The organism is Streptomyces sp. NPDC029526 (assembly GCF_040637405.1).
In the GTDB taxonomy this organism is placed as follows: Bacteria; Actinomycetota; Actinomycetes; order Streptomycetales; family Streptomycetaceae; genus Streptomyces.
In genome coordinates this window covers 754,023-774,069 of record NZ_JBEZWE010000001.1, presented here as the reverse complement: position 1 = coordinate 774,069, position 20,047 = coordinate 754,023, and the positions used below count along the sequence as shown (strand labels likewise).

At 75.0% G+C, this 20,047-nt stretch carries 16 protein-coding genes; 14 read left to right on the top strand and 2 right to left on the bottom strand.

The genetic code is table 11. The annotated features are described in order from the left end of the window. Positions 1 to 48: 48 nt before the first annotated feature. From AB0F01_RS03415 to hemW, 5 genes are all read left to right on the top strand, one after another. The gene (locus AB0F01_RS03415) at positions 49 to 1,143 is read left to right on the top strand and encodes an alpha/beta hydrolase-fold protein (RefSeq protein ID WP_362089463.1); all 1,095 of its coding nucleotides are present in this window, start codon (positions 49 to 51) and stop codon (positions 1,141 to 1,143) included. A 193-nt stretch (positions 1,144 to 1,336) separates the two neighbouring features. Further along, entirely contained in the window at positions 1,337 to 2,137 is an 801-nt protein-coding gene (locus tag AB0F01_RS03410) for a serine/threonine protein kinase (RefSeq protein ID WP_362089462.1), read from the top strand. A gap of 5 nt (positions 2,138 to 2,142) precedes the next feature. Continuing rightward, positions 2,143 to 3,618, top strand: a complete 1,476-nt coding sequence (locus AB0F01_RS03405) for a serine/threonine-protein kinase (RefSeq protein WP_362089460.1) — start codon at positions 2,143 to 2,145, stop codon at positions 3,616 to 3,618. Positions 3,619 to 4,105: 487 nt separating this feature from the next. Next, on the top strand, positions 4,106 to 6,523 hold the full coding sequence (locus AB0F01_RS03400) for an ATP-binding SpoIIE family protein phosphatase (protein WP_362089458.1): 2,418 nt from the start codon (positions 4,106 to 4,108) through the stop codon (positions 6,521 to 6,523). A gap of 27 nt (positions 6,524 to 6,550) precedes the next feature. After that, positions 6,551 to 7,783: a radical SAM family heme chaperone HemW gene (gene hemW / locus AB0F01_RS03395; RefSeq protein ID WP_362089456.1), complete on the top strand. Its 1,233-nt coding sequence runs from the start codon at positions 6,551 to 6,553 to the stop codon at positions 7,781 to 7,783. 15 nt (positions 7,784 to 7,798) lie between these two features. Here the strand turns inward: hemW and AB0F01_RS03390 are convergent, their stop codons facing one another. Together AB0F01_RS03390 and AB0F01_RS03385 are read right to left on the bottom strand one after the other, a co-directional pair. Next, on the bottom strand, positions 7,799 to 8,605 hold the full coding sequence (locus AB0F01_RS03390; RefSeq protein WP_362089454.1) for a DUF3097 domain-containing protein: 807 nt from the start codon (positions 8,603 to 8,605) through the stop codon (positions 7,799 to 7,801). A 27-nt stretch (positions 8,606 to 8,632) separates the two neighbouring features. Next, complete coding sequence (locus tag AB0F01_RS03385; protein ID WP_362089452.1) at positions 8,633 to 9,355, bottom strand: MBL fold metallo-hydrolase; 723 nt, start codon at positions 9,353 to 9,355, stop codon at positions 8,633 to 8,635. A gap of 171 nt (positions 9,356 to 9,526) precedes the next feature. Between AB0F01_RS03385 and hrcA the strand changes: the two genes are divergently transcribed. The 9 genes from hrcA (at position 9,527) to AB0F01_RS03340 (ending at position 20,042) form a co-directional block, all read left to right on the top strand. Continuing rightward, positions 9,527 to 10,543 carry a heat-inducible transcriptional repressor HrcA gene (gene hrcA, locus AB0F01_RS03380; protein ID WP_362089450.1) on the top strand — a complete coding sequence of 339 codons (1,017 nt, stop codon included), beginning with the start codon at positions 9,527 to 9,529 and terminating at the stop codon, positions 10,541 to 10,543. Further along, positions 10,543 to 11,679 carry a molecular chaperone DnaJ gene (gene dnaJ / locus AB0F01_RS03375; protein WP_362089448.1) on the top strand — a complete coding sequence of 379 codons (1,137 nt, stop codon included), beginning with the start codon at positions 10,543 to 10,545 and terminating at the stop codon, positions 11,677 to 11,679. The genes hrcA and dnaJ overlap by 1 nt, the downstream gene beginning before the upstream one ends. A gap of 211 nt (positions 11,680 to 11,890) precedes the next feature. After that, a complete protein-coding gene (locus AB0F01_RS03370) occupies positions 11,891 to 12,964 on the top strand; it encodes a nitronate monooxygenase (RefSeq protein WP_362089447.1) in 1,074 nt (357 codons plus the stop codon). Next, positions 12,961 to 13,701 (top strand): 16S rRNA (uracil(1498)-N(3))-methyltransferase, encoded by a 741-nt coding sequence (locus AB0F01_RS03365; protein WP_362089445.1) that lies wholly within the window; start codon positions 12,961 to 12,963, stop codon positions 13,699 to 13,701. Before AB0F01_RS03370 ends, AB0F01_RS03365 begins: the two co-directional genes overlap by 4 nt. A gap of 178 nt (positions 13,702 to 13,879) precedes the next feature. Next, on the top strand, positions 13,880 to 14,407 hold the full coding sequence (locus AB0F01_RS03360; RefSeq protein WP_362089443.1) for a hypothetical protein: 528 nt from the start codon (positions 13,880 to 13,882) through the stop codon (positions 14,405 to 14,407). Between the two features lie 46 nt (positions 14,408 to 14,453). Beyond that, the gene (locus AB0F01_RS03355; RefSeq protein WP_362089441.1) at positions 14,454 to 17,663 is read left to right on the top strand and encodes a S41 family peptidase; all 3,210 of its coding nucleotides are present in this window, start codon (positions 14,454 to 14,456) and stop codon (positions 17,661 to 17,663) included. A 74-nt stretch (positions 17,664 to 17,737) separates the two neighbouring features. Then, complete coding sequence (locus tag AB0F01_RS03350) at positions 17,738 to 18,091, top strand: histidine triad nucleotide-binding protein (RefSeq protein WP_362089439.1); 354 nt, start codon at positions 17,738 to 17,740, stop codon at positions 18,089 to 18,091. A 17-nt stretch (positions 18,092 to 18,108) separates the two neighbouring features. Next, positions 18,109 to 19,014 (top strand): ribonuclease Z, encoded by a 906-nt coding sequence (locus AB0F01_RS03345; RefSeq protein WP_362089437.1) that lies wholly within the window; start codon positions 18,109 to 18,111, stop codon positions 19,012 to 19,014. 35 nt (positions 19,015 to 19,049) lie between these two features. After that, the gene (locus tag AB0F01_RS03340) at positions 19,050 to 20,042 is read left to right on the top strand and encodes an adenosine deaminase (RefSeq protein WP_362089435.1); all 993 of its coding nucleotides are present in this window, start codon (positions 19,050 to 19,052) and stop codon (positions 20,040 to 20,042) included. Positions 20,043 to 20,047: the final 5 nt, after the last annotated feature.

Sequence of the window (20,047 nt, the reverse complement as noted above, 5' to 3'; positions counted from 1 at the left end):
CGAGGAGCCGTCCCGGCCCCTCGTCCCCTCACGAGAAGGAGAACCACAGTGAGAACTCCGCTCTCCACGGCCGGGATCCGTTCCGCGGTCCGTGCCGTCGTCGTCACCGGCGCCGCGCTGGTGACGGCCGTGGCGACCGCCCTCACCGCCTCCCCGGCCCATGCCGGCCCTCCCGCGATCCCCGGCTTCACCGACGGGCAGGGCCTGACCTTGGTCGACGGCGCCACCGAGGTGCACTCGGCCACCGACTTCACCCTCACCGTCACGACCCCGGAACTCTCCGGCACGCACAAGATCCGTGTCTTCCTGCCCCGGGGGTACCACGCCGACACCGACCGCCGCTGGCCGGTGACGTACTTCCTGCACGGCGGGGGCGGCAGCGTGGACGACGCCGCCGCGGTCCCGGCGCTCCGCGACGACCGGATGATCACCGTCGTACCGGACGGCGGCCTGAAGGGCTGGTACGCCGACTGGCACATGCAGAACACCGCCGAGGGGGCGGCCAACTGGGAGACCTTCCACACCGAGCAGGTCGTCCCCTTCATCGACGCCAATCTGCGGACGGTCCCCGACCGCGAACACCGCGCGGTCACCGGCGTGTCCATGGGCGGCTTCGGTTCCCTGCACTACGCCCAGGCCCGGCCCGACCTGTTCGGCCATGTCGCCGCCCTGTCCGGCGGCATCGACTTCGGCATGTGGGAGGTCCGCGCGGCGGTGCTGGCCACCGAACTCAACCTGCCCGGCGCCTGGTGCGCCTCCGTCACCTCGGGCACCGGCGACTGTGTCGGATACGGGCCGGTGGTCGACAGCGACGCGATCTTCGGCTCGCCCTACGCCCTGTTCGACGACCGGATCTGGAACCGGGTCGACCCGGCCTCCTCCGCCAACCTCGCCCGGCTCGCGGACACCCGGGTCACCCTCTACACGGGTGACCGGGGGCTGATCGACAACCGGACCGCGGTCGCGACCAGGACCGTCAGCAGCCGGCTGAACCACCTGGGCATCGACCACCACTTCGTCGACTACGGCGACGGGTCGAGCCTGTCGCCCACCTGCAACGGTGAGCACCACTACGGCTGCTGGGCGCCCGCCTTCGCCGACTACATCCCGCTCCTGGCCGACGAGTTCGACCTGGCGGGCTGAACCGAGCCGTCCGCATCGGCTCCCGCCCTCCCCGCCCCCTGCGGTGGGGGACGGCCCGTGATGGACCGTTCACCGTATGGATCAAGCCAATGCAGCGGCTGAATCCGCACGGTGAACGATCGCAACACGCGGTAACATCCGCTCCGCAGGGCATGTTCAGGACAATCATTGAACCTGTGGGGCGGGAGGCACGGTGAGCGGCGTGATCGTCCACCTACCACGAGGCAGCAGCGGTCTCGCCGACGGTGAGCCCGACATCGACGTGGTGACCCTCCGGCTCGGTCCGGGGGAGCGCGCGCGGTTCGGGCGCGGCTCCCCGGCCACACCCGTCGAACTGCGGCTCGCCGACGCGGCCATTTCCCGGCTGGCCGGCGAGATCACGGCGACCGCCGACCACTGGCAGCTGAGCAACCACAGCGCCACCCACAGCTATCTGGTGGAGAACCCGGAAGGGGCGGGGGAGTACCTGAGGGTGCCGCCCCGGCGCATCGGGGCCCCCATCCCCTTCGAGTTCTCCCGGGTGGTGCTACCCACCCGCCGTGACACCCCCGTCTCCTTCCAGGTGTTCGCGCCCGACCACATCTACCTGGACCCGCAGCGCACGGGCGGCCCGGCGGGAATCCGCACGGTGACGGCGTACTCCCTGGACGAGACGGCGGCGTACTTCCTGGTCCTGGTCGCGCTCTGCGAACCATGGCTGCGGGACGACTCACCGGTCGCGGTGCCGACCACCCCGCAGGTCGTCGAACGGCTGCGGGACCACCCCGTGCACGGTGGGCTGACCGCCCGCGCGGTCAGCTCGCACATCGACTACCTGGCCGAGGAGAAGCTCAGGACCGGCGCTCCCGCGGCGGCCGGGACCGGTCGGACCGTCCGCCGCAAGGGCAAGCGCGAGGCCGTGGTCACCGTGGCCCTGAGGTTCGGCATCGTACGGGAGGAGCACCTCGCCCTGTTGCCCCTACGGACGGCCGAACCGGCCGGACGGGGACACTAGGCGCCATGCCCCCGGCACACGGCCGGAACGCCCTGTGGAACAGCGAACGGACCGAACTGCTGCCCCCGGGCCATCGGGTGGGACGCTGGACGGTCACCGAGCCGATCGGGTCCGGCGGCTGGGCGGTCGTCTACGCCGGGCACGAGACCACGGGCCCGAACGGCACGGCCGGCACGGGCCCGAACGGCACGGCTCGCCCGGCCGGCACGGGCCCGCGAGCGCCGCGCGACGAGGGCACGGCCGGCGGCACCGTCGCGCTCAAGGTCATGCCGACGGCGGGACTCGCACCGCGCCAGGCCCGTGCCGTGGCCGAAACCGCCCGGCGCGAACTGGAACTCTGCCGCAGGGCGGCCCACCCCGGAATCGTCCGGCTGCTGGACTCCGTCGTGCTCCGGGCCCCGGAGCACCCCCTGCTCGACGGCGCGATCGTGCTCGTCATGGAGCGGGCGAGGTGCAGTCTGCGCGACCTGATCGACGCCGGGGTGGCCGCGGCCGGGAGCGACACACTGATCGCCGGCATCTGCGAAGGGCTGGCCCACCTGCACCGCAACGGCTGGGTGCACGCCGACCTCAAACCGGAGAACATCCTCGTCGGCGAGGACGGCGCGGTGAAGCTCTCGGACTTCGGCCTCGCCACCGAGGTGACCGGGACCCACGGATACGTCCCGCCCGCCGGGACCCTGGACTACTTCCCACCCGAACGCTGGACGGCTCCGCTCGGCGAACGGGGCGTCGAGATCCGGCCGAGTGCCGACATCTGGGCCCTGGGCATCGTCATCCACGAGGTGTTCGCCGCCGGCGCCTCCCCCTTCCCCGGAGCCACCCCGGCGGCGCGCGGCGCCGCCGCCCAGGAGTACGCGGCGGGCCGCGCCGCCCTGCGCCTCGATGCCGCGGTGCCGGACTTCTGGCGGGAGCTGGTCGCCGACTGCCTCGCCCCGACACACGCCGCCCGCGCCGCGCACACCGCCGAGAGCCTGCTCGCACGGATCGCGGCGCGCCGGTCCGCAGTGCTCCGGCGCCCCGGCACCGGCGGCGCGCGCCGACGTCCGCGGAACCGCGCACGGACCGCGCTGCTCGCGGCGTCGATGTGCGTGGCGTTCGCGGGCGTCCTCACCCACGCCGGCCGGGAGGACGGTTCCGCTCCGGACCCACCCGCGCTGATCGAGGTCTTCAACGCCCAGCGGGGCTGCCAGGACCGGGCCGACCGGCACCCGCAGTGCAGTCTCGGCCTCGCGATCGACCCGGAGCGGGAGTACACGGCCGAGAACGTGGTCCCCACCCGTGTGTGGCACGGTGACGTCCTGCGCACCGACTGCCGGCTGGACGGCGGGGTCCTCATCACCGACGAGGAGGACCTGCGCTCCGACACCTGGTTCCGGGTCGAACTCCCGCGCACCGGCTCCCGCGCGTGGCTGCCCGCGGTCCGCACGAAGGACCGTCCTCCCCTTCCGAGCTGCCCGCCCGACGCGCCGGACGGCTGAACGTGACCGCGCCGCAGGGTGCTCCGGGCGCGTGCCCGGCCTCGGCGAACGTCCCCCCGCTCCGGCCGGATCGGGGCGGTGCGTCAGGACGGGAAGCCCGTCGCGCCAGGCGAGGGCCGGCCCGGCACCCGCCGCTCCCGCTCTCCCGAGCGGAGGGCGACCGGCGCGGGCAGGAGGTGCCCGGCCGCCACTTTCGCCCACCGGATGCTCCGTCCCGCCCGGGCACCGGGTGCGTGCCGTCGAGTGGCCGGGCCGTGAGGGGGCCCGGGCGGAAGAGTCCGGGGCGGGGCTGAGGCCACGACGTCGGCATCGGTCCCTGTTCTGATCGGAACGCGACCGAGTCCTGGTCGACGCTGACCGCCTGTGGAGCACTGTTCCCCCTCATGGCGACCCACTTCGGTAACTCCTTGCTCATGGCCGGGGTCGGTCTGTCACCCTGTCGGCAACGATCGGCGTGTCTTCGTACGAACTGCCCGGGGAGCTGCCCATGGGGGCCATTCCGACCCAACGGGAGACCACCTCGCGCGCCCGTGGGGCGCCGGAGCGCGCGCGGGCGGACGCGACCCTCACCGGGAGCCCCCTCGCGCCCGGCTCCGCCCGGGCCGTGGTGCGGGCGGCACTCGCCGAATGGACCGAGCGGGCGCTGCCCGGCGCCGAACACCTCACCGCCCGCGCCGGCGACGACGCCGCACTGGTCGCCAGCGAACTGGTCACCAACGCGGTGGTCCACGCCGGGACCGACGTACGGCTCACCTGCCGTCTGGAGGACGGCACCGGCGCGCTGGTCGTCGAGGTGACCGACCGCCACCCCTCGCGCCCCCCGCGCGACCACGAGCCGGAGGCGGCCCCGCACCTCGTCCCCGAGTTCGGGCGCGGGCTGGGCCTGGTCGCCGCGCTCTGCGAGGTGTGGGGCGTGACCTACCGGCCCGGCGAGAAGACGGTGTGGGCCCGGCTGCCGCCCGGGGGCCGCCCGGAGGCGGAGGGCGTCGCGGCGTACGCGGCGGAGCGCACTCCGGCGCACGACCGGGACCACGCGCGGGCGCCCGCGCGGGAGGCGCCGGGCACCTCCGGAGGCCCGGCCGAGGACGCCACCCCCGCGCCGCCGGACGCGCCGGACGCGCCGAACGCGCCCGGAGAGCGCCAGCCGCAGCCGGGGGACGAGCGCCAGCCGCAGCTTGGGGACGTCCGTGCCGGCGAGGACGCATGGGACGGCGAGGACGCGCGCGCCGACGGGGACGCGTGGGCCTGTAGGAACGCGCGCGCCGGCGGCGACGCCTGGCACGGCTCCGGGGCCGGGGCGGGCACCCCGGCCGCGGCCGGATCCCCGGCCGGAGTGGGCCCACGGTCCGGGGGCCCGGCCGAGGACGCCACCTCCGCCGGAACCGGCTCGGGGCCGCACGGCACCCCGGCCGTCGGCCGCTCACCCGCCCCCCGCAGCCCTCACCAGACCCCGCCCGCAACCACCCCCGGCACTCCCGGCGCCCCCGCCGACAACCCGCCCGCCCGCCGGAGCTGTGCCGAGGGTGCCTGGCTGGGGCGCGGGGCGCTGTCGTTCCTGGCCGAGGCGTCGGACCTGCTCGCCGGGCAGCTGGACGAGGACCTGGTCACCGCCCTCACCGGTCAGCTGATCGTGCCCCGGCTGGCGGACTGGTGCGCGGTGTGGCTGGCCGACGAGGCCACCCCGCACGGCGGCTGGGGCGGCGGCCGGGCCGCCCACGCGGGCGGTCCGGCCCGGGTCTGGCACGCGGGCGAGCACCTCATCGAGGAACTGCACGCGGCCCTGGACCGCGACCCGCCCCAGCTCCCCGACCCGTTACGCCCCGGCCCCACCCCCTACCCCTGGCCCGCCAAGGCCCTCGACACCGACGCCGTCCCGTCCGCCGCCCCGTCCGCCGCCCCGTTTCCGGGTCCCTCTGCCGATCAGCCCGCGGACGCGGGTTCGTCCGGCACCGCCCTCGCCTACCCGCTCGTCGCCGGTGGGTGGTCCGTGGGGACCCTGGTCATCGGCCGGGCCGGCGTCGACCGCTTCCCCGACGAGGTCACCGGACTCGTCGAGGACCTCGGCCGGCGCGTGGCGCTCGCCATCGGCGCCGCCCGCCAGTACGCGCGGCAGGCCACCATCAGCTCCGTGCTCCAGCGCGGGCTGCTGCCCGGCGCCGTCGCCGAGATCCCGGGCCTGCGCAGCGCCCTCGTCCACGAGCCCTGCGACAAGGGCGGGCCCAGCGGAGACTTCTACGACCTCTTCCCGGCCGGCCGCGGCCGCTGGTGCTTCGCGGTCGGCGACGTCCAGGGCAAGGGCCCGGAGGCGGCCGTCGTCATCGGCCTGGTCCGGCCCTGGCTGCGGCTGCTGGCCCGCGAGGGCTACCGCGTCGCCGACGTCCTCGACCGCCTCAACCAGCTGCTGCTGGACGACGCCACCGAGGCCGCCGACGCCGCCGCCCGCGCCCTGGTCGCCGCCGGGGCCCGCCCCACCGCGCCCGGCGACGGCCCCCAGACCCGCTTCCTCTCCCTCCTCTACGGCGAACTCGTCCCCGTCGACGGCGGGGTCCGCTGCACCGTCGCCTCCGCCGGGCACCCCCTGCCGCTGCTCCTCGCCCCGGACGGCATCGTCCGCACGGTCGCCCGGCCGCAGACCCTGCTCGGCGTCGTCGAGGACGCCGCGTACGGCAGCGACTCCTTCGAGCTGCGCTCCGGCGACACCCTGCTCTGCGTCACCGACGGTGTCACCGAGCGGCGCTCCGGCTCGCGGCAACTGGACGACGGGGACGGGCTCGCCGTGGCGCTGGCGAGCTGCGCCGGCCTCGACGCCGGAACGACCGCGGAGCGCCTGACCCGGCTCGTCCACGACTTCGGTGACAGCCCGCCCGCCGACGATCTCGCCCTGATGGTGCTCCAGGCCGAGTGACACCGCCGGTGCGGGACAATGGAGCACATGCCCTCCGCACTCCCCGACGGCGAGCCCGTCCCCGCCGACGGTGCCCTGCCCGCCTCCGCCCTCGCCGGGGCGGCCGACCGGCCCCTCGGCTTCTACCTGCACGTCCCCTACTGCGCGACCCGCTGCGGCTACTGCGACTTCAACACCTACACCGCCACCGAGCTGCGCGGCTCCGGCGGCGTGCTGGCCTCCCGCGACAACTACGCCGCCACGCTCGTCGACGAGGTGCGGCTGGCGCGGAAGGTGCTCGGCGACGACCCGCGCGAGGTCCGCACGGTGTTCGTCGGCGGCGGGACCCCCACCCTGCTGGCCGCCGCTGACCTGGTGCGGATGCTGGACGCGATCCGGGACGAGTTCGGGCTGGCCGCCGACGCCGAGGTGACCACGGAGGCGAACCCCGAGTCCGTCGACCCGGCCTACCTGGCGGCCCTCCGCGAGGGGGGCTTCAACCGGATCTCGTTCGGCATGCAGAGCGCCCGGCAGCACGTGCTGAAGGTGCTGGACCGCACCCACACCCCCGGTCGTCCCGAGGCGTGCGTCGCCGAGGCCCGCGCCGCCGGCTTCGACCACGTCAACCTGGACCTGATCTACGGCACCCCCGGCGAGTCCGACGACGACTGGCGGGCCTCCCTGGACGCGGCGGTCGGCGCCGGGCCGGACCACGTCTCCGCGTACGCGCTCATCGTCGAGGAGGGCACGCAGCTCGCCCGCCGCATCCGGCGCGGCGAGGTCCCGATGACCGACGACGACGTGCACGCCGACCGCTACCTCATCGCCGAGGAGGCGCTGACCGCGGCGGGCTTCGCCTGGTACGAGGTGTCGAACTGGGCGACCTCGGACGCCGGGCGCTGCCTGCACAACGAGCTGTACTGGCGGGGCGCCGACTGGTGGGGCGCGGGCCCCGGCGCGCACTCCCACGTGGGCGGCGTGCGGTGGTGGAACGTCAAGCACCCGGGCGCGTACGCGGCGGCGCTCGCGCAGGGCCGGTCGCCGGGCGCCGGCCGGGAGCTGCTGTCGGACGAGGACCGGCGGGTGGAGCGGATTCTGCTGGAGCTGCGGCTGGAGGAGGGCGTGCCCCTGTCCCTCCTGCGCGCGGACGGCCTGGCGGCGGCGGGCCGGGCCCTGCGCGACGGGCTGCTCCGGCCGGCCGCGTACGAGGAGGGCCGCGCGGCCCTCACCTTGCGCGGGCGGCTGCTGGCGGACGCGGTGGTGCGGGACCTGGTGGACTGACCGCGGGCGTCCGCCTCAGCCGGCGGGCGCCGTGACGAAGTCGATCAGCTCTTCGACCCGGCCCAGCAGCTCGGGCTCCAGGTCCTTGTACGAGCGGACCCGGCCCAGGATGTGCTGCCAGGCCGCCCCGGTGTTCTCCGGCCAGCCCAGTGCCCGGCACACCCCCGTCTTCCAGTCCTGGCCGCGCGGCACCCGGGGCCAGCCGGGGATGCCCACCGACGACGGCTTCACCGCCTCCCAGACGTCGATGTACGGGTGGCCCACCACCAGTGCGTGCTCACTGGTCACCGCCTCGGCGATGCGCCACTCCTTGGAGCCCGGCACGAGGTGGTCGACCAGGACGCCCAGGCGCGCGTCGGGGCCGGGGGAGAACTCCTCGACGACCGACGGCAGGTCGTCCACGCCCTCCAGGTACTCCACGACCACGCCCTCGATGCGCAGGTCGTCGCCCCACACCTTCTCGACCAGCTCCGCGTCGTGCCGCCCCTCGACGTAGATGCGGCCGGCGCGGGCGACCCGGGCCCGGGCGCCGGGCACCGCGACGGAGCCGGACGCCGTACGGCTGGGGCGGGACGGCCCGGAGGCGGGCCGCACCAGCGTCACCACCCGGCCCTCCAGCAGGAAGCCGCGGGGTTCCAGCGGGAACACCCGGTGCTTGCCGAAACGGTCCTCCAGGGTCACCGTGCCGGCCTCGCAGCGGATCACCGCACCGCAGAAACCGGTGCCCGGCTCCTCGACCACCAGACCGGGGTCGGCGGGCACCTCGGGCACCGGGCCGGACTTCTTCCAGGGAGGGGTCAGGTCGGCGGAGTACTGGCGCATCCTGCCGACGATACGAGGCAGCCCCCGTCACGGCCGGCGCGACACGCCGAACCGGGCCGCCAGCGCCTCGCGTTGGGCGCGCACGAACGCCGCGTCGACCACCGCCCCGTGACCGGGCACGTACCGCGCGTCCGGGCCGCCCAGGGCGAGCAGCCGGTCCAGGGCGTCCGGCCAGCGGGACGGCACCGCGTCCGGGCCGGCCTGCGGCGCGCCCGACTCCTCCACCAGGTCGCCGCAGAAGACCACGGGCGGGTCGCCCGGGACCAGGACGGCGAGGTCCCGCGCGGTGTGCCCGGGGCCCGCGTCCACCAGCACCACCTCCCGGCCGCCGAGGTCCACGGCCACGTCGCCGGACACCTCGTGCCCCGGCCGGACCAGCGCGTCCGCCGCCCCGGCCGCCTCCCGCTCGTCCAGCCCGTGCCGCACCGCGTCGACGCGCAGCGCCTCCGCCGACCACGCCGCCGCCGGGCCGGCCGCCGCGAACACCTCCGCGCCCGCGAACACCGCCGCCCCCAGCACGTGGTCGAAGTGGGGGTGGGTCAGCGCGAGATGCGTCACACGCCGCCCGGCGAGCGCCTGCGCCTCGGCCCGCACCCGCGCGCCCTCGCGCAGACTCGAACCGGCGTCGACCAGCAGGGCGCCACCGGTACCGGCGACGAGCCCCGCCGTGCAGTCCCACACCGGAAGGCGGCACCGGAACACCCCCGGCGCCACCCGTTCCCATCCCGACACATCCCGAACCGAGGTCATACCGCGACGCTAGCGGGCAGAACGCCCACCTGCGCGAACCCGTCGGGCCGGGCCTTGCCCGGGGCGTACTCCCCGGCCGTACACTGGGCCGGGGAAGTCTGGCACTCGCATGTGAAGAGTGCCAGGACCAGCAACGGGCAGCGGCGGATCGCTTCTGGAGGTGTGTGCGCGATGCTCAGTGAACGCAGGCTCCAGGTGCTGCGCGCCATCGTTCAGGACTATGTCGGCACCGAGGAGCCGGTGGGCTCCAAGGCGCTCACCGAGCGGCACAACCTCGGCGTCTCCCCGGCCACCGTGCGCAACGACATGGCGGCCCTGGAGGACGAGGGGTACATCGCCCAGCCGCACACCAGCGCCGGGCGCATCCCCACCGACAAGGGCTACCGCCTGTTCGTCGACAAGCTCGCCGGGGTCAAGCCGATGAGCCCGCCCGAGCGGCGCGCCATCCAGAACTTCCTCGAGGGCGCCGTCGACCTGGACGACGTGGTGGCCCGCACGGTGCGGCTGCTCGCGCAGCTGACCCGGCAGGTGGCCGTCGTGCAGTACCCGTCGCTGACCCGCTCGACGGTGCGGCACGTGGAACTGCTGTCGCTCGCCCCGGCCCGCCTGATGCTCGTGCTGATCACGGACACCGGCCGGGTCGAGCAGCGCCTGGTGGACTGCCCGGCGCCCTTCGGCGAGGCGTCCCTGGCGGACCTGCGGGCGCGGCTCAACAGCCGGGTCGCGGGCCGCCGGTTCACCGACGTGCCCAGCCTGGTCGAGGACCTCGCGGAGGCGTTCGACCCGGAGGACCGGGGCGCGGTGTCGACCGTGCTCTCCACCCTCCTGGAGACCCTCGTCGAGGACAACGAGGAGCGGCTGATGATCGGCGGCACCGCCAATCTCACCCGCTTCGGGCACGACTTCCCCCTGGTGATCCGGCCCGTCCTGGAGGCACTCGAGGAGCAGGTCGTGCTCCTCAAGCTGCTCGGCGAGGCGAAGGATCCGGGCGTGACCGTCCGTATCGGTCATGAGAACGCCCACGAAGGACTCAACTCCACGTCCGTCGTGTCGGTCGGCTACGGTTCGGGCGGCGAAGCAGTCGCCAAACTGGGTGTGGTCGGACCGACCCGCATGGACTACCCGGGAACGATGGGAGCGGTACGCGCAGTGGCACGGTACGTCGGACAGATCCTGGCGGAGTCGTAGTGGCCACGGACTACTACGCCGTACTCGGCGTGCGCCGCGACGCGTCGCAGGAAGAGATCAAGAAGGCGTTCCGGCGGCTCGCCCGCGAGCTCCATCCGGACGTCAACCCGGATCCGAAGACCCAGGAGCGGTTCAAGGAGATCAACGCCGCCTACGAGGTGCTGTCGGACCCGCAGAAGAAGCAGGTCTACGACCTCGGTGGCGACCCCCTGGCGCAGGCGGCCGGCGGCGGCGCGGGCGGCTTCGGGGCCGGTGGCTTCGGCAACTTCTCCGACATCATGGACGCGTTCTTCGGCACGGCCTCGCAGCGCGGACCGCGCTCGCGCACCCGCCGGGGCCAGGACGCGATGATCCGCATCGAGGTCGAGCTCGACGAGGCCGCGTTCGGCACCACCAAGGACATCCAGGTCGATACCGCCGTCGTCTGCACCACGTGCAGCGGCGAGGGCGCCGCGCCCGGCACCACCGCGCAGACCTGCGACATGTGCCGCGGCCGCGGTGAGGTCTCCCAGGTCACCCGGTCCTTCCTGGGCCAGGTCATGACCTCGCGCCCCTGCCCGCAGTGCCAGGGCTTCGGCACGGTCGTGCCCACGCCGTGCCCGGAGTGCGCCGGCGACGGCCGCATCCGCTCCCGGCGCACCCTCACCGTCAAGATCCCGGCCGGTGTCGACAACGGCACCCGCATCCAGCTCGCCGGTGAGGGCGAGGTCGGTCCCGGCGGCGGTCCCGCCGGCGACCTCTACGTCGAGATCCACGAGCTGCCGCACCCCACCTTCCAGCGGCGCGGCGACGACCTGCACTGCACGGTGACCATCCCCATGACGGCGGCGGCCCTCGGCACCAAGGTGCCGCTGGAGACGCTGGACGGCATGGAGGAGGTCGACATCCGGCCCGGCACCCAGTCCGGCCAGTCGATCCCGCTGCACGGCCGGGGTGTCACGCACCTGCGCGGCGGCGGCCGGGGCGACCTCATCGTGCACGTCGAGGTGCAGACCCCCTCCAAGCTGGACCCGGAGCAGGAGCGCCTGCTGCGGGAACTGGCCAAGCTGCGCGGCGAGGAGCGTCCCCAGGGGCAGTTCCAGCCCGGCCAGCAGGGCCTGTTCTCCCGCCTGAAGGACGCCTTCAACGGCCGCTGACCGGCGCCCCGGGACCGGTCCGTGACCGGTCCCGGCCCGGCCCCCGACCGCTCCCGCGAGCCGGACCCCGGCCGGTCCGAGCCCTCTCCGGCCCTCCCACAGGACCTCCCGCCGGACCTCCCCTCGACCTCTCCCGACCTCCCGTCGAACGGAATGTGCCAGGGGGAAGGGCCAATTCGGACTCGTCCCGAGGACGTGACAACATGCCGTCATGTCCTCCGCGCTGACCGATCTCCTCCCGCACCCGATCGTGCAGGCCCCGATGGCGGGAGGGGTCGCCGTGCCGCGCCTCGCCGCCGCCGTGTCCGACGCGGGCGGGCTCGGGTTCCTGGCCGCCGGGTACAAGACCGCGGACGGGATGTACCAGGAGATCAAGCAGCTGCGCGGACTGACCGGCCGCCCCTTCGGCGTCAACGTGTTCATGCCCCAGCCCGAGACCCCCGACCCCGCCGCCGTCGGCGTCTACGCGCACCAGCTGGCCGGCGAGGCGACCTGGTACGAGACCGAGCTGGGCGACCCCGACAGCGGGCGCGACGACGGCTACGACGCCAAACTGGCCGTGCTGCTCGACAACCCGGTGCCGGTGGTGTCCTTCCACTTCGGCGTGCCCGCCCCCGAGGCCCTCGAAGCGCTCCGCCGGGCCGGCACGTACACGCTGGCCACCGCCACCACCCCCGAGGAGGCCCTGGCGGTGGAACGGGCGGGCGCCGACGCGGTGATCGCCCAGGGCGCCGAGGCGGGCGGCCACCAGGGCACCCACCGGGACGCCCCCGAGGCCGACGGCTCCGCCCTGGGGCTGCTGTCCCTGCTCGCCCAGGTCCGCGAGACCGTCTCGATCCCCGTGGTCGCCGCCGGGGGCATCATGCGCGGCAGCCAGATCGCCGCGGTGCTCGCCGCCGGGGCCGACGCCGCCCAGCTCGGCACCGCCTTCGTCGCCACCCACGAGTCCGGGGCGCACGAGGCGCACAAGCACGCCCTCACCGACCCCCTCTACGCCCGCACCGAGCTGACCCGGGCCTTCTCCGGCCGCCCGGCCCGCGCCCTGGTCAACCGTTTCCTGCGCGAGCACGGCCCCTACGCGCCCGCCGCCTACCCCGACGTCCACCACCTCGCCGCGCCCCTGCGCAAGGCGGCGGCCAAGGCCGGCGACCCGCAGGGCATGGCGCTGTGGGCGGGTCAGGGCCACCGGCTGGCCCGGGACCTGCCCGCCGGGCGGCTGGTGGAGGTGCTGGCCGCCGAACTCGCCGCCGCCCGGACGGCGTTGTCGGACGGAGGTGCCCGATGACCGCGCCGGTGTTCGTCGTCGACGGCTTCGACGCCGACCCGGCGGGCCCCTACGTGCTCGACGGGCCGGAGGGCCGGCACGCCGTCTCCGTCAAACGCCTCAGGGCCGGGGAGGACGTCGTCCTCACCGACGGCGCGGGCCGCTGGGCCGAGGGCCGGGTCGAGGGGACCGAGGGCAAGGACCGGCTGCTCGTGCGCCTCGCCGACGTCGTCACCGAGGAGCCCGAAGCGCCCCGCCTCACCGTGGTCCAGGCCCTGCCCAAGGGCGACCGGGGCGAGCTGGCCGTGGAGACGATGACCGAGGTCGGCGTCGACGCGATCGTGCCGTGGGCGGCCTCCCGGTGCATCACTCAGTGGAAGGGCGAGCGCGGACTGAAGTCCCTCGGGAAGTGGCGCGCCACCGCGCGGGAGGCGGGCAAGCAGTCCCGCCGGGTGCGCTTCCCCGAGGTCGCGGACCCGGCCACGGGCAAGCAGGTCGCGGCCCTGCTCGCCGAGGCGGACTTCGCGGCGGTGCTGCACGAGACCGGGACCGAGCCGCTGGCGAGCGCACCGCTGCCGGACGCCGGGCACATCGTGCTGGTCGTCGGGCCCGAGGGCGGCGTGTCGCCCGAGGAGCTGGACCTGTTCGCCGGGGCCGGTGCGCGGGTGTGCCGGCTGGGCCGGAGCGTGCTGCGCACGTCGACCGCCGGGACGGCCGCGGCGGCCCTGCTGCTCGGCCGCACCGGACGCTGGGGCTGACCCGCCTCCACCGTGCGGGACCGGACGGTGCCGTCCCGACGCGCCGGGGGCCGCCCGACGCCCGCCCGCGACCCCGGCCCGCCGCCCGAACGGCGCGGGCGGACGCCGCGCGCGGGGGCTCGTGGCGCGGCCGAATGCGCCCTACCGCCGGGCCCTGGAGGGTGGCAGTCTGCCGTTCATGCGGGTGCTGGCAAGGAGTTGGCTGCGGCCGGTGCTCATGGCGGGAGGTGCCGTGCTCGCCGTGGGCGGCCTCGTCGCGTGCGAGCCGGGCGGACTGAGCTCCGCCGCCGTGGCGTACACCACGGACGAGACCGTGACCGAGGAGCTGGAACGGCGCAAGGCCGGTGTCCGGTGGCTGAACTGCACCGCGGACTTCGGGGAGCGGAGCGGCGCCTCGGCGTCCTCCGGCGAGAGGACCGTGGCCTCCGTCGACTGCGAGGGCGAGACCGACGACGGCAAGGACATCACCGTCACCGGCCGGATCACCCACGCCGTCAACGGCGCCTGCGTGCGCGGGAACATCGTCGCGAAGGTGGACGGCAGGCAGCGCTTCCGGGTCGACGGACTCGGCGACTGCGACGCCACCACCCCCTCACCCGTCGGACAGGCCCCGGACGACGGCCCCCGCCCCACCGTGACGGTGACCGTCACCACCACCGTGTGGTGCGAGCAGTACCCCTCCTGCCGTCCCGTCGAGGGCAAGTGATCGAAACCCCTGGCCGGGGCCGCCGCCGCGTGCGTAGGGTGATCGGGTGACACAGCCTGCATCGGACGCATCCGCCGCGTATCTCCGGTTCCCGCATCCGCACGGCGAGTTGGTCGCCTTCACCGCCGAGGACGACGTGTGGCTCGCCCCCCTCGACGGCGGCCGGGCCTGGCGGGTGAGCGCCGAGAACGTGCCGGTGGCCCACCCGCGCATCTCGCCCGACGGCACCACCGTCGCCTGGACCTCCACCCGCGACGGCGCCCCCGAGGTGCACGTCGCCCCCGTCGACGGCGGGCCCGCCCGGCGGCTGACGTACTGGGGGAGCGTCAAGACCCAGGTGCGCGGCTGGACCTCCGACGGGCAGGTGCTCGCGGTCACCACCCACGGCCAGCCCGGCATCCGCCGCACCTGGGCGCACGCCGTCCCGCTCGACGGCGGACCCGCCACCCGGCTGCCCCACGGCCCCGTCGGCGACCTGGCGTTCGGCCCGGCCACCGTGCTGCTGTCCGCGCAGATGGGCCGGGAGGCCGCCTGGTGGAAGCGCTACCGGGGCGGCACGGCCGGCAAGCTGTGGATCGACCGCCAGGGCGACGGCGAGTTCGTCCGCCTCCACGAGGACCTCGACGGGAACATCGAGTACCCGCTGTGGGTGGGCGCGGACCGGATCGCCTTCCTCTCCGACCACGAGGGCACCGGCGCCCTGTACTCCTCCCTCGCCGACGGCTCCGACCTGCGCCGCCACACACCCCTCGGCGGCTTCTACGCCCGGCACGCCGCCACCGACGGCACCCGCGTCGTGTACTCCAGCGCCGGTGAACTGTGGATCCTGGACGACCTGGACGGCGCCGAACCGCGCCGCCTCGACATCCGGCTCGGCGGCCAGCGCGTCGACCTCCAGCCCTTCCCGGTCAACGCCGCCCGCTGGTTCGGCTCCGCGTCCCCCGACCACACCGCGCGCGGCAGCGCCGTCTGCGTCCGCGGCACCGTCCACTGGGTGACCCACCGCTCCGGCCCCGCCCGCGCCCTGGCCGCCACCCCCGGCGTCCGGGCCCGGCGCCCGCGCACCTTCCGCGCGGACGGCGAGGAGTGGGTGGTGTGGGTGACCGACGCCGAGGGCGACGACGCCCTGGAGTTCGCGCCCGCCACCGGCCTCGCCCCGGGCGCCACCCCCCGCCGGATCGCCGCCGGACGCCTCGGCCGCGTCCTGGACCTGGCCATGGCGCCCGACGGCAGCCGGGCCGCGGTCGCCTCCCACGACGGCCGGCTGCTCCTCGTCGAACGGGAGACCGGCGAGGTCCGCGAGGTCGACCGCAGCGAGAACGGCGACGTCTCCGGGCTGGTGTTCTCGCCCGACTCCGGCTGGCTCGCCTGGTCCCACCCCGGCCCGCGCCCGCTCAGCCAGATCCGCCTCGCCAACACCACCGACCTGTCGGTCACCGAGGCCACCCCGCTGCGCTTCCAGGACTACGCGCCCGCCTTCACCCTCGACGGCAAGCACCTGGCGTTCCTGTCCACCCGCGCCTTCGACCCGGTCTACGACGAGCACGTCTTCGACCTGGCCTTCGTCGAGGGCGCCCGGCCGCACCTGATCACCCTCGCCGCGACCACCCCGTCGCCGTTCGGCCCGCAGCGCCACGGCCGCCCCTTCGAGACGCCGGACCGCGAGGAGACCCCCGACAGCGAGGGCACCCCCACCACCCGCATCGACCTGGACGGCCTCGCCGACCGGATCGTGCCGTTCCCCGTCGAGGCCGCCCGCTACTCCCACCTGCGGGCCGCCAAGGACGGGGTGCTGTGGCTGCGCCACCCGGTGCGCGGCGTCCTCGGCGCCTCCCGCGCCACCCCCGACGACCCCGATCCCAGGACCGAGCTGGAGCGCTACGACCTCGCCCAGCACCGCATCGAGCACCTCGCCGCGGACGCCGACCACTTCGAGGTCAGCGGCGACGGCAAGCGGGTGCTGCTGTGGACCGACGGGCGGCTCAAGGTCGTCCCCAGCGACCGGCGCGCCCCGAACGGCGACGACAGCGACGGCAACATCACCGTCGACCTCGGCCGCGTCCGCCAGTTCGTCGACCCCGCCGCCGAGTGGCGGCAGATGTTCGACGAGGCGGGCCGCATCATGCGGGACCACTTCTGGCACCCGGACCTCAACGGCGTCGACTGGGACGCCGTCCTGGACCGCTACCGCCCCGTCCTGGACCGCCTCGCCACCCACGACGACCTCGTCGACCTCCTCTGGGAGGTGCAGGGCGAACTCGGCACCTCGCACGCCTACGTCACCCCGCGCGGCGGCCACGGCGACGGCCCCCGGCAGGGCCTGCTGGGCGCGGACCTCTCCCGCCACGAGGACGGCAGCTGGCGCGTCGACCGCATCCTGCCCTCGGAGACCTCCGACCCCGACGCCCGCTCCCCGCTCGCCGCGCCCGGCGTGGCCGTCCGCCCCGGCGACGCGATCGTCGCCGTCGCCGGACAGCCCGTCGACCCCGTCACCGGCCCCGCCCCGCTGCTGGTGGGCACCGCGGGCAAGCCGGTCGAGCTGACCGTCTCCCCGGCCGGCGGCGGCGAACCGCGCCATGCGGTCGTCGTGCCCGTCGCCGACGAGGAACCGCTGCGCTACCACGCCTGGGTCGCCGACCGGCGGGCGTACGTGCACGAGACGTCCGGCGGCCGCCTCGGCTACATCCACGTCCCCGACATGCAGGCCCCCGGCTGGGCGCAGATCCACCGCGACCTGCGCGTCGAGGTGACCCGCGAGGGACTGGTCGTCGACGTGCGGGAGAACCGCGGCGGACACACCTCCCAGCTCGTGGTGGAGAAGCTGGCCCGGCGCATCGTCGGCTGGGACCTGCCGCGCGGCATGCGGCCCGAGTCCTACCCGCGGGACGCGCCGCGCGGCCCCGTCGTCGCCGTGGCCAACGAGTTCTCCGGCTCCGACGGCGACATCGTCAACGCGGCGATCAAGGCCCTCGGTATCGGCCCCGTCGTCGGCACCCGCACCTGGGGCGGCGTCGTCGGCATCGACAGCCGCTACCGCCTGGTCGACGGCACGCTCGTCACCCAGCCCAAGTACGCCTTCTGGCTGGAGGGTTACGGCTGGGGCGTGGAGAACCACGGCGTCGACCCCGACGTCGAGGTGGTGCAGCGCCCGCAGGACCACGCGGCGGGCCGCGACCCCCAGCTCGACGAGGCCGTCCGCATCGCGCTCGCCGCCCTGGAGGAGAACCCGGCCAAGGAGCCGCCCGCGCTGCCCTGACCGCGGGCCCTCGCGCGGCCCCGGCGGATACGATGCCCCGGTAAGCGATCATCCGGGGCCGAGGAGGCACACCCATGGCAGGCGAGCCGCAGGACGACTGCCTGTTCTGCAAGATCGTCGCAGGACAGATCCCGGCGACGATCGTCCGCGAGACGGACACGACCGTCGCGTTCAGGGACATCAACCCGCAGGCGCCGACCCACGTCCTGGTGATCCCCAAGGCACACCACCAGGACGCGGCGGCCCTCGCCGCGGCGGCACCCGACATCGCGGCGGACGTGCTGCGCGAGACGCAGGCCGTCGCCGACCAGGAGCAACTGGACAGCTACCGCATCGTGTTCAACACCGGCAGCGGCGCCGGCCAGACCGTCTGGCACGCCCACGCCCACGTGCTGGGCGGCCGCGGCCTCGAATGGCCCCCCGGATAGTCCGGACCGGCCGTCACATGTCCGTACGCGAACTGGTCGTGCTCGGCACCGCCAGCCAGGTCCCCACCCGGCACCGCAACCACAACGGCTACCTGCTGCGCTGGGACGGCGAGGGCATCCTGTTCGACCCCGGCGAGGGCACGCAGCGGCAGATGCTGCGCGCCGGGGTCGCCGCGCACGACCTCAACCGGATCTGCGTCACCCACTTCCACGGCGACCACAGCCTCGGCCTCGCCGGGGTCATCCAACGCATCAACCTGGACCGGGTCCCGCACGAGATCACCGCCCACTACCCGCGTTCCGGGCAGCGCTTCTTCGACCGGCTGCGCTACGCCACCGCCTACCGCGAGACCGTCGCCCTCACCGAGGCCCCCGTCGACACGGACGGCCCGATCGCCCGCACCCCCGGCTACACCCTCGATGCGCGCCGCCTCTCCCACCCCGTGGAGTCCTACGGCTACCGGCTCACCGAGCCCGACGGGCGCCGCATGCTCCCGGACCGGCTCGCCGCGCACGGCATCACCGGCCCGGACATCGGCCGCCTCCAGCGGGACGGCGTCCTCGGCGGGGTCCGGCTGGAGGACGTCAGCGAGGTACGGCGCGGGCAGAGCTTCGCGTTCGTCATGGACACCCGGCTGTGCGACGGGGTGCACGCGCTCGCCGAGGGCTGCGACCTGCTCGTCATCGAGTCGACCTTCCTCGACGAGGACGAGGAACTCGCCACCGACCACGGTCACCTGACGGCCGGTCAGGCCGCCCGGGCGGCCCGGGACGCGGGCGTGCACCACCTCGTGCTCACCCACTTCAGCCAGCGCTACTCCGACCCGGCGGAGTTCGAGCGGCAGGCCAGGGCCGCCGGTTTCGAGGGCGAGCTGACCGTGGCCCACGACCTGCTCCGGGTGCCGCTGCCCAAGCGCCGCTGACACGGTCCCCAGGCGCCCGGTCGTACGATGCTTCGATGCCCGTACCCAAAGCCGAACTGCACCTTCACATCGAAGGCACCCTCGAACCCGAGCTGGCCTTCGAGCTCGCCGCCCGCAACGGCCTCACCCTGCCCTGGGCCGGCACCGAGGCGCTGCGCGAGGCGTACCGCTTCGAGGACCTGCAGTCCTTCCTCGACCTGTACTACGCGCTGATGGCGGTGCTGCGCACCGAACGGGACTTCGAGGACCTCGCCGACGCCTACCTCGCCCGCGCCGCCGCCCAGGGCGTCCGCCACGCGGAGATCTTCTTCGACCCGCAGGCCCACCTCGCGCGCGGCGTCCCCCTGGACACGGTCGTCGACGGGCTCTGGCAGTCCCTGGGCCGCAGCGAGGAGCGGCACGGCGTCTCCACCCGCCTGATCATGTGCTTCCTGCGCGACGAGTCCGCCGCGTCCGCCCTGGCCACCCTGGAGGCCGCCCGCCCCCACCTGGACCGCATCACCGGCGTCGGCCTGGACTCGGCCGAGGTCGGCCACCCGCCCGCGAAGTTCCGCGAGGTGTACGAGGCCGCCGCCGCGCTGGGCCTGCGCCGGGTCGCCCACGCCGGGGAGGAGGGCCCGCCGGAGTACATCACCGAGGCCCTGGACGTGCTCGGCGTCGAACGCGTCGACCACGGGCTGCGCTGCGTGGAGGATCCCGCGCTGGTGGCACGGCTGGTGCGCGAGCGGGTGCCGCTGACGCTCTGCCCGCTGTCCAACGTCCGCCTGCGCACGGTCGACACCCTCGCCGACCACCCGCTGCCCGCGATGCTGGACGCGGGCCTGATGTGCACGGTCAACTCCGACGACCCGGCCTACTTCGGCGGCTACGTCGGCGACACCTTCGACGCCGTCGCCGAGACCCTCGGCCTCGGCCCGGAGCGCCTGCGCGACCTCGCCCGCAACTCCTTCCTCTCCGCCTTCCTCGACGACGACGAGGAACGCCGGGCGCGGTACCTGGCCGAGGTGGAGGCGTACGCGTTCGGCTAGGGGCC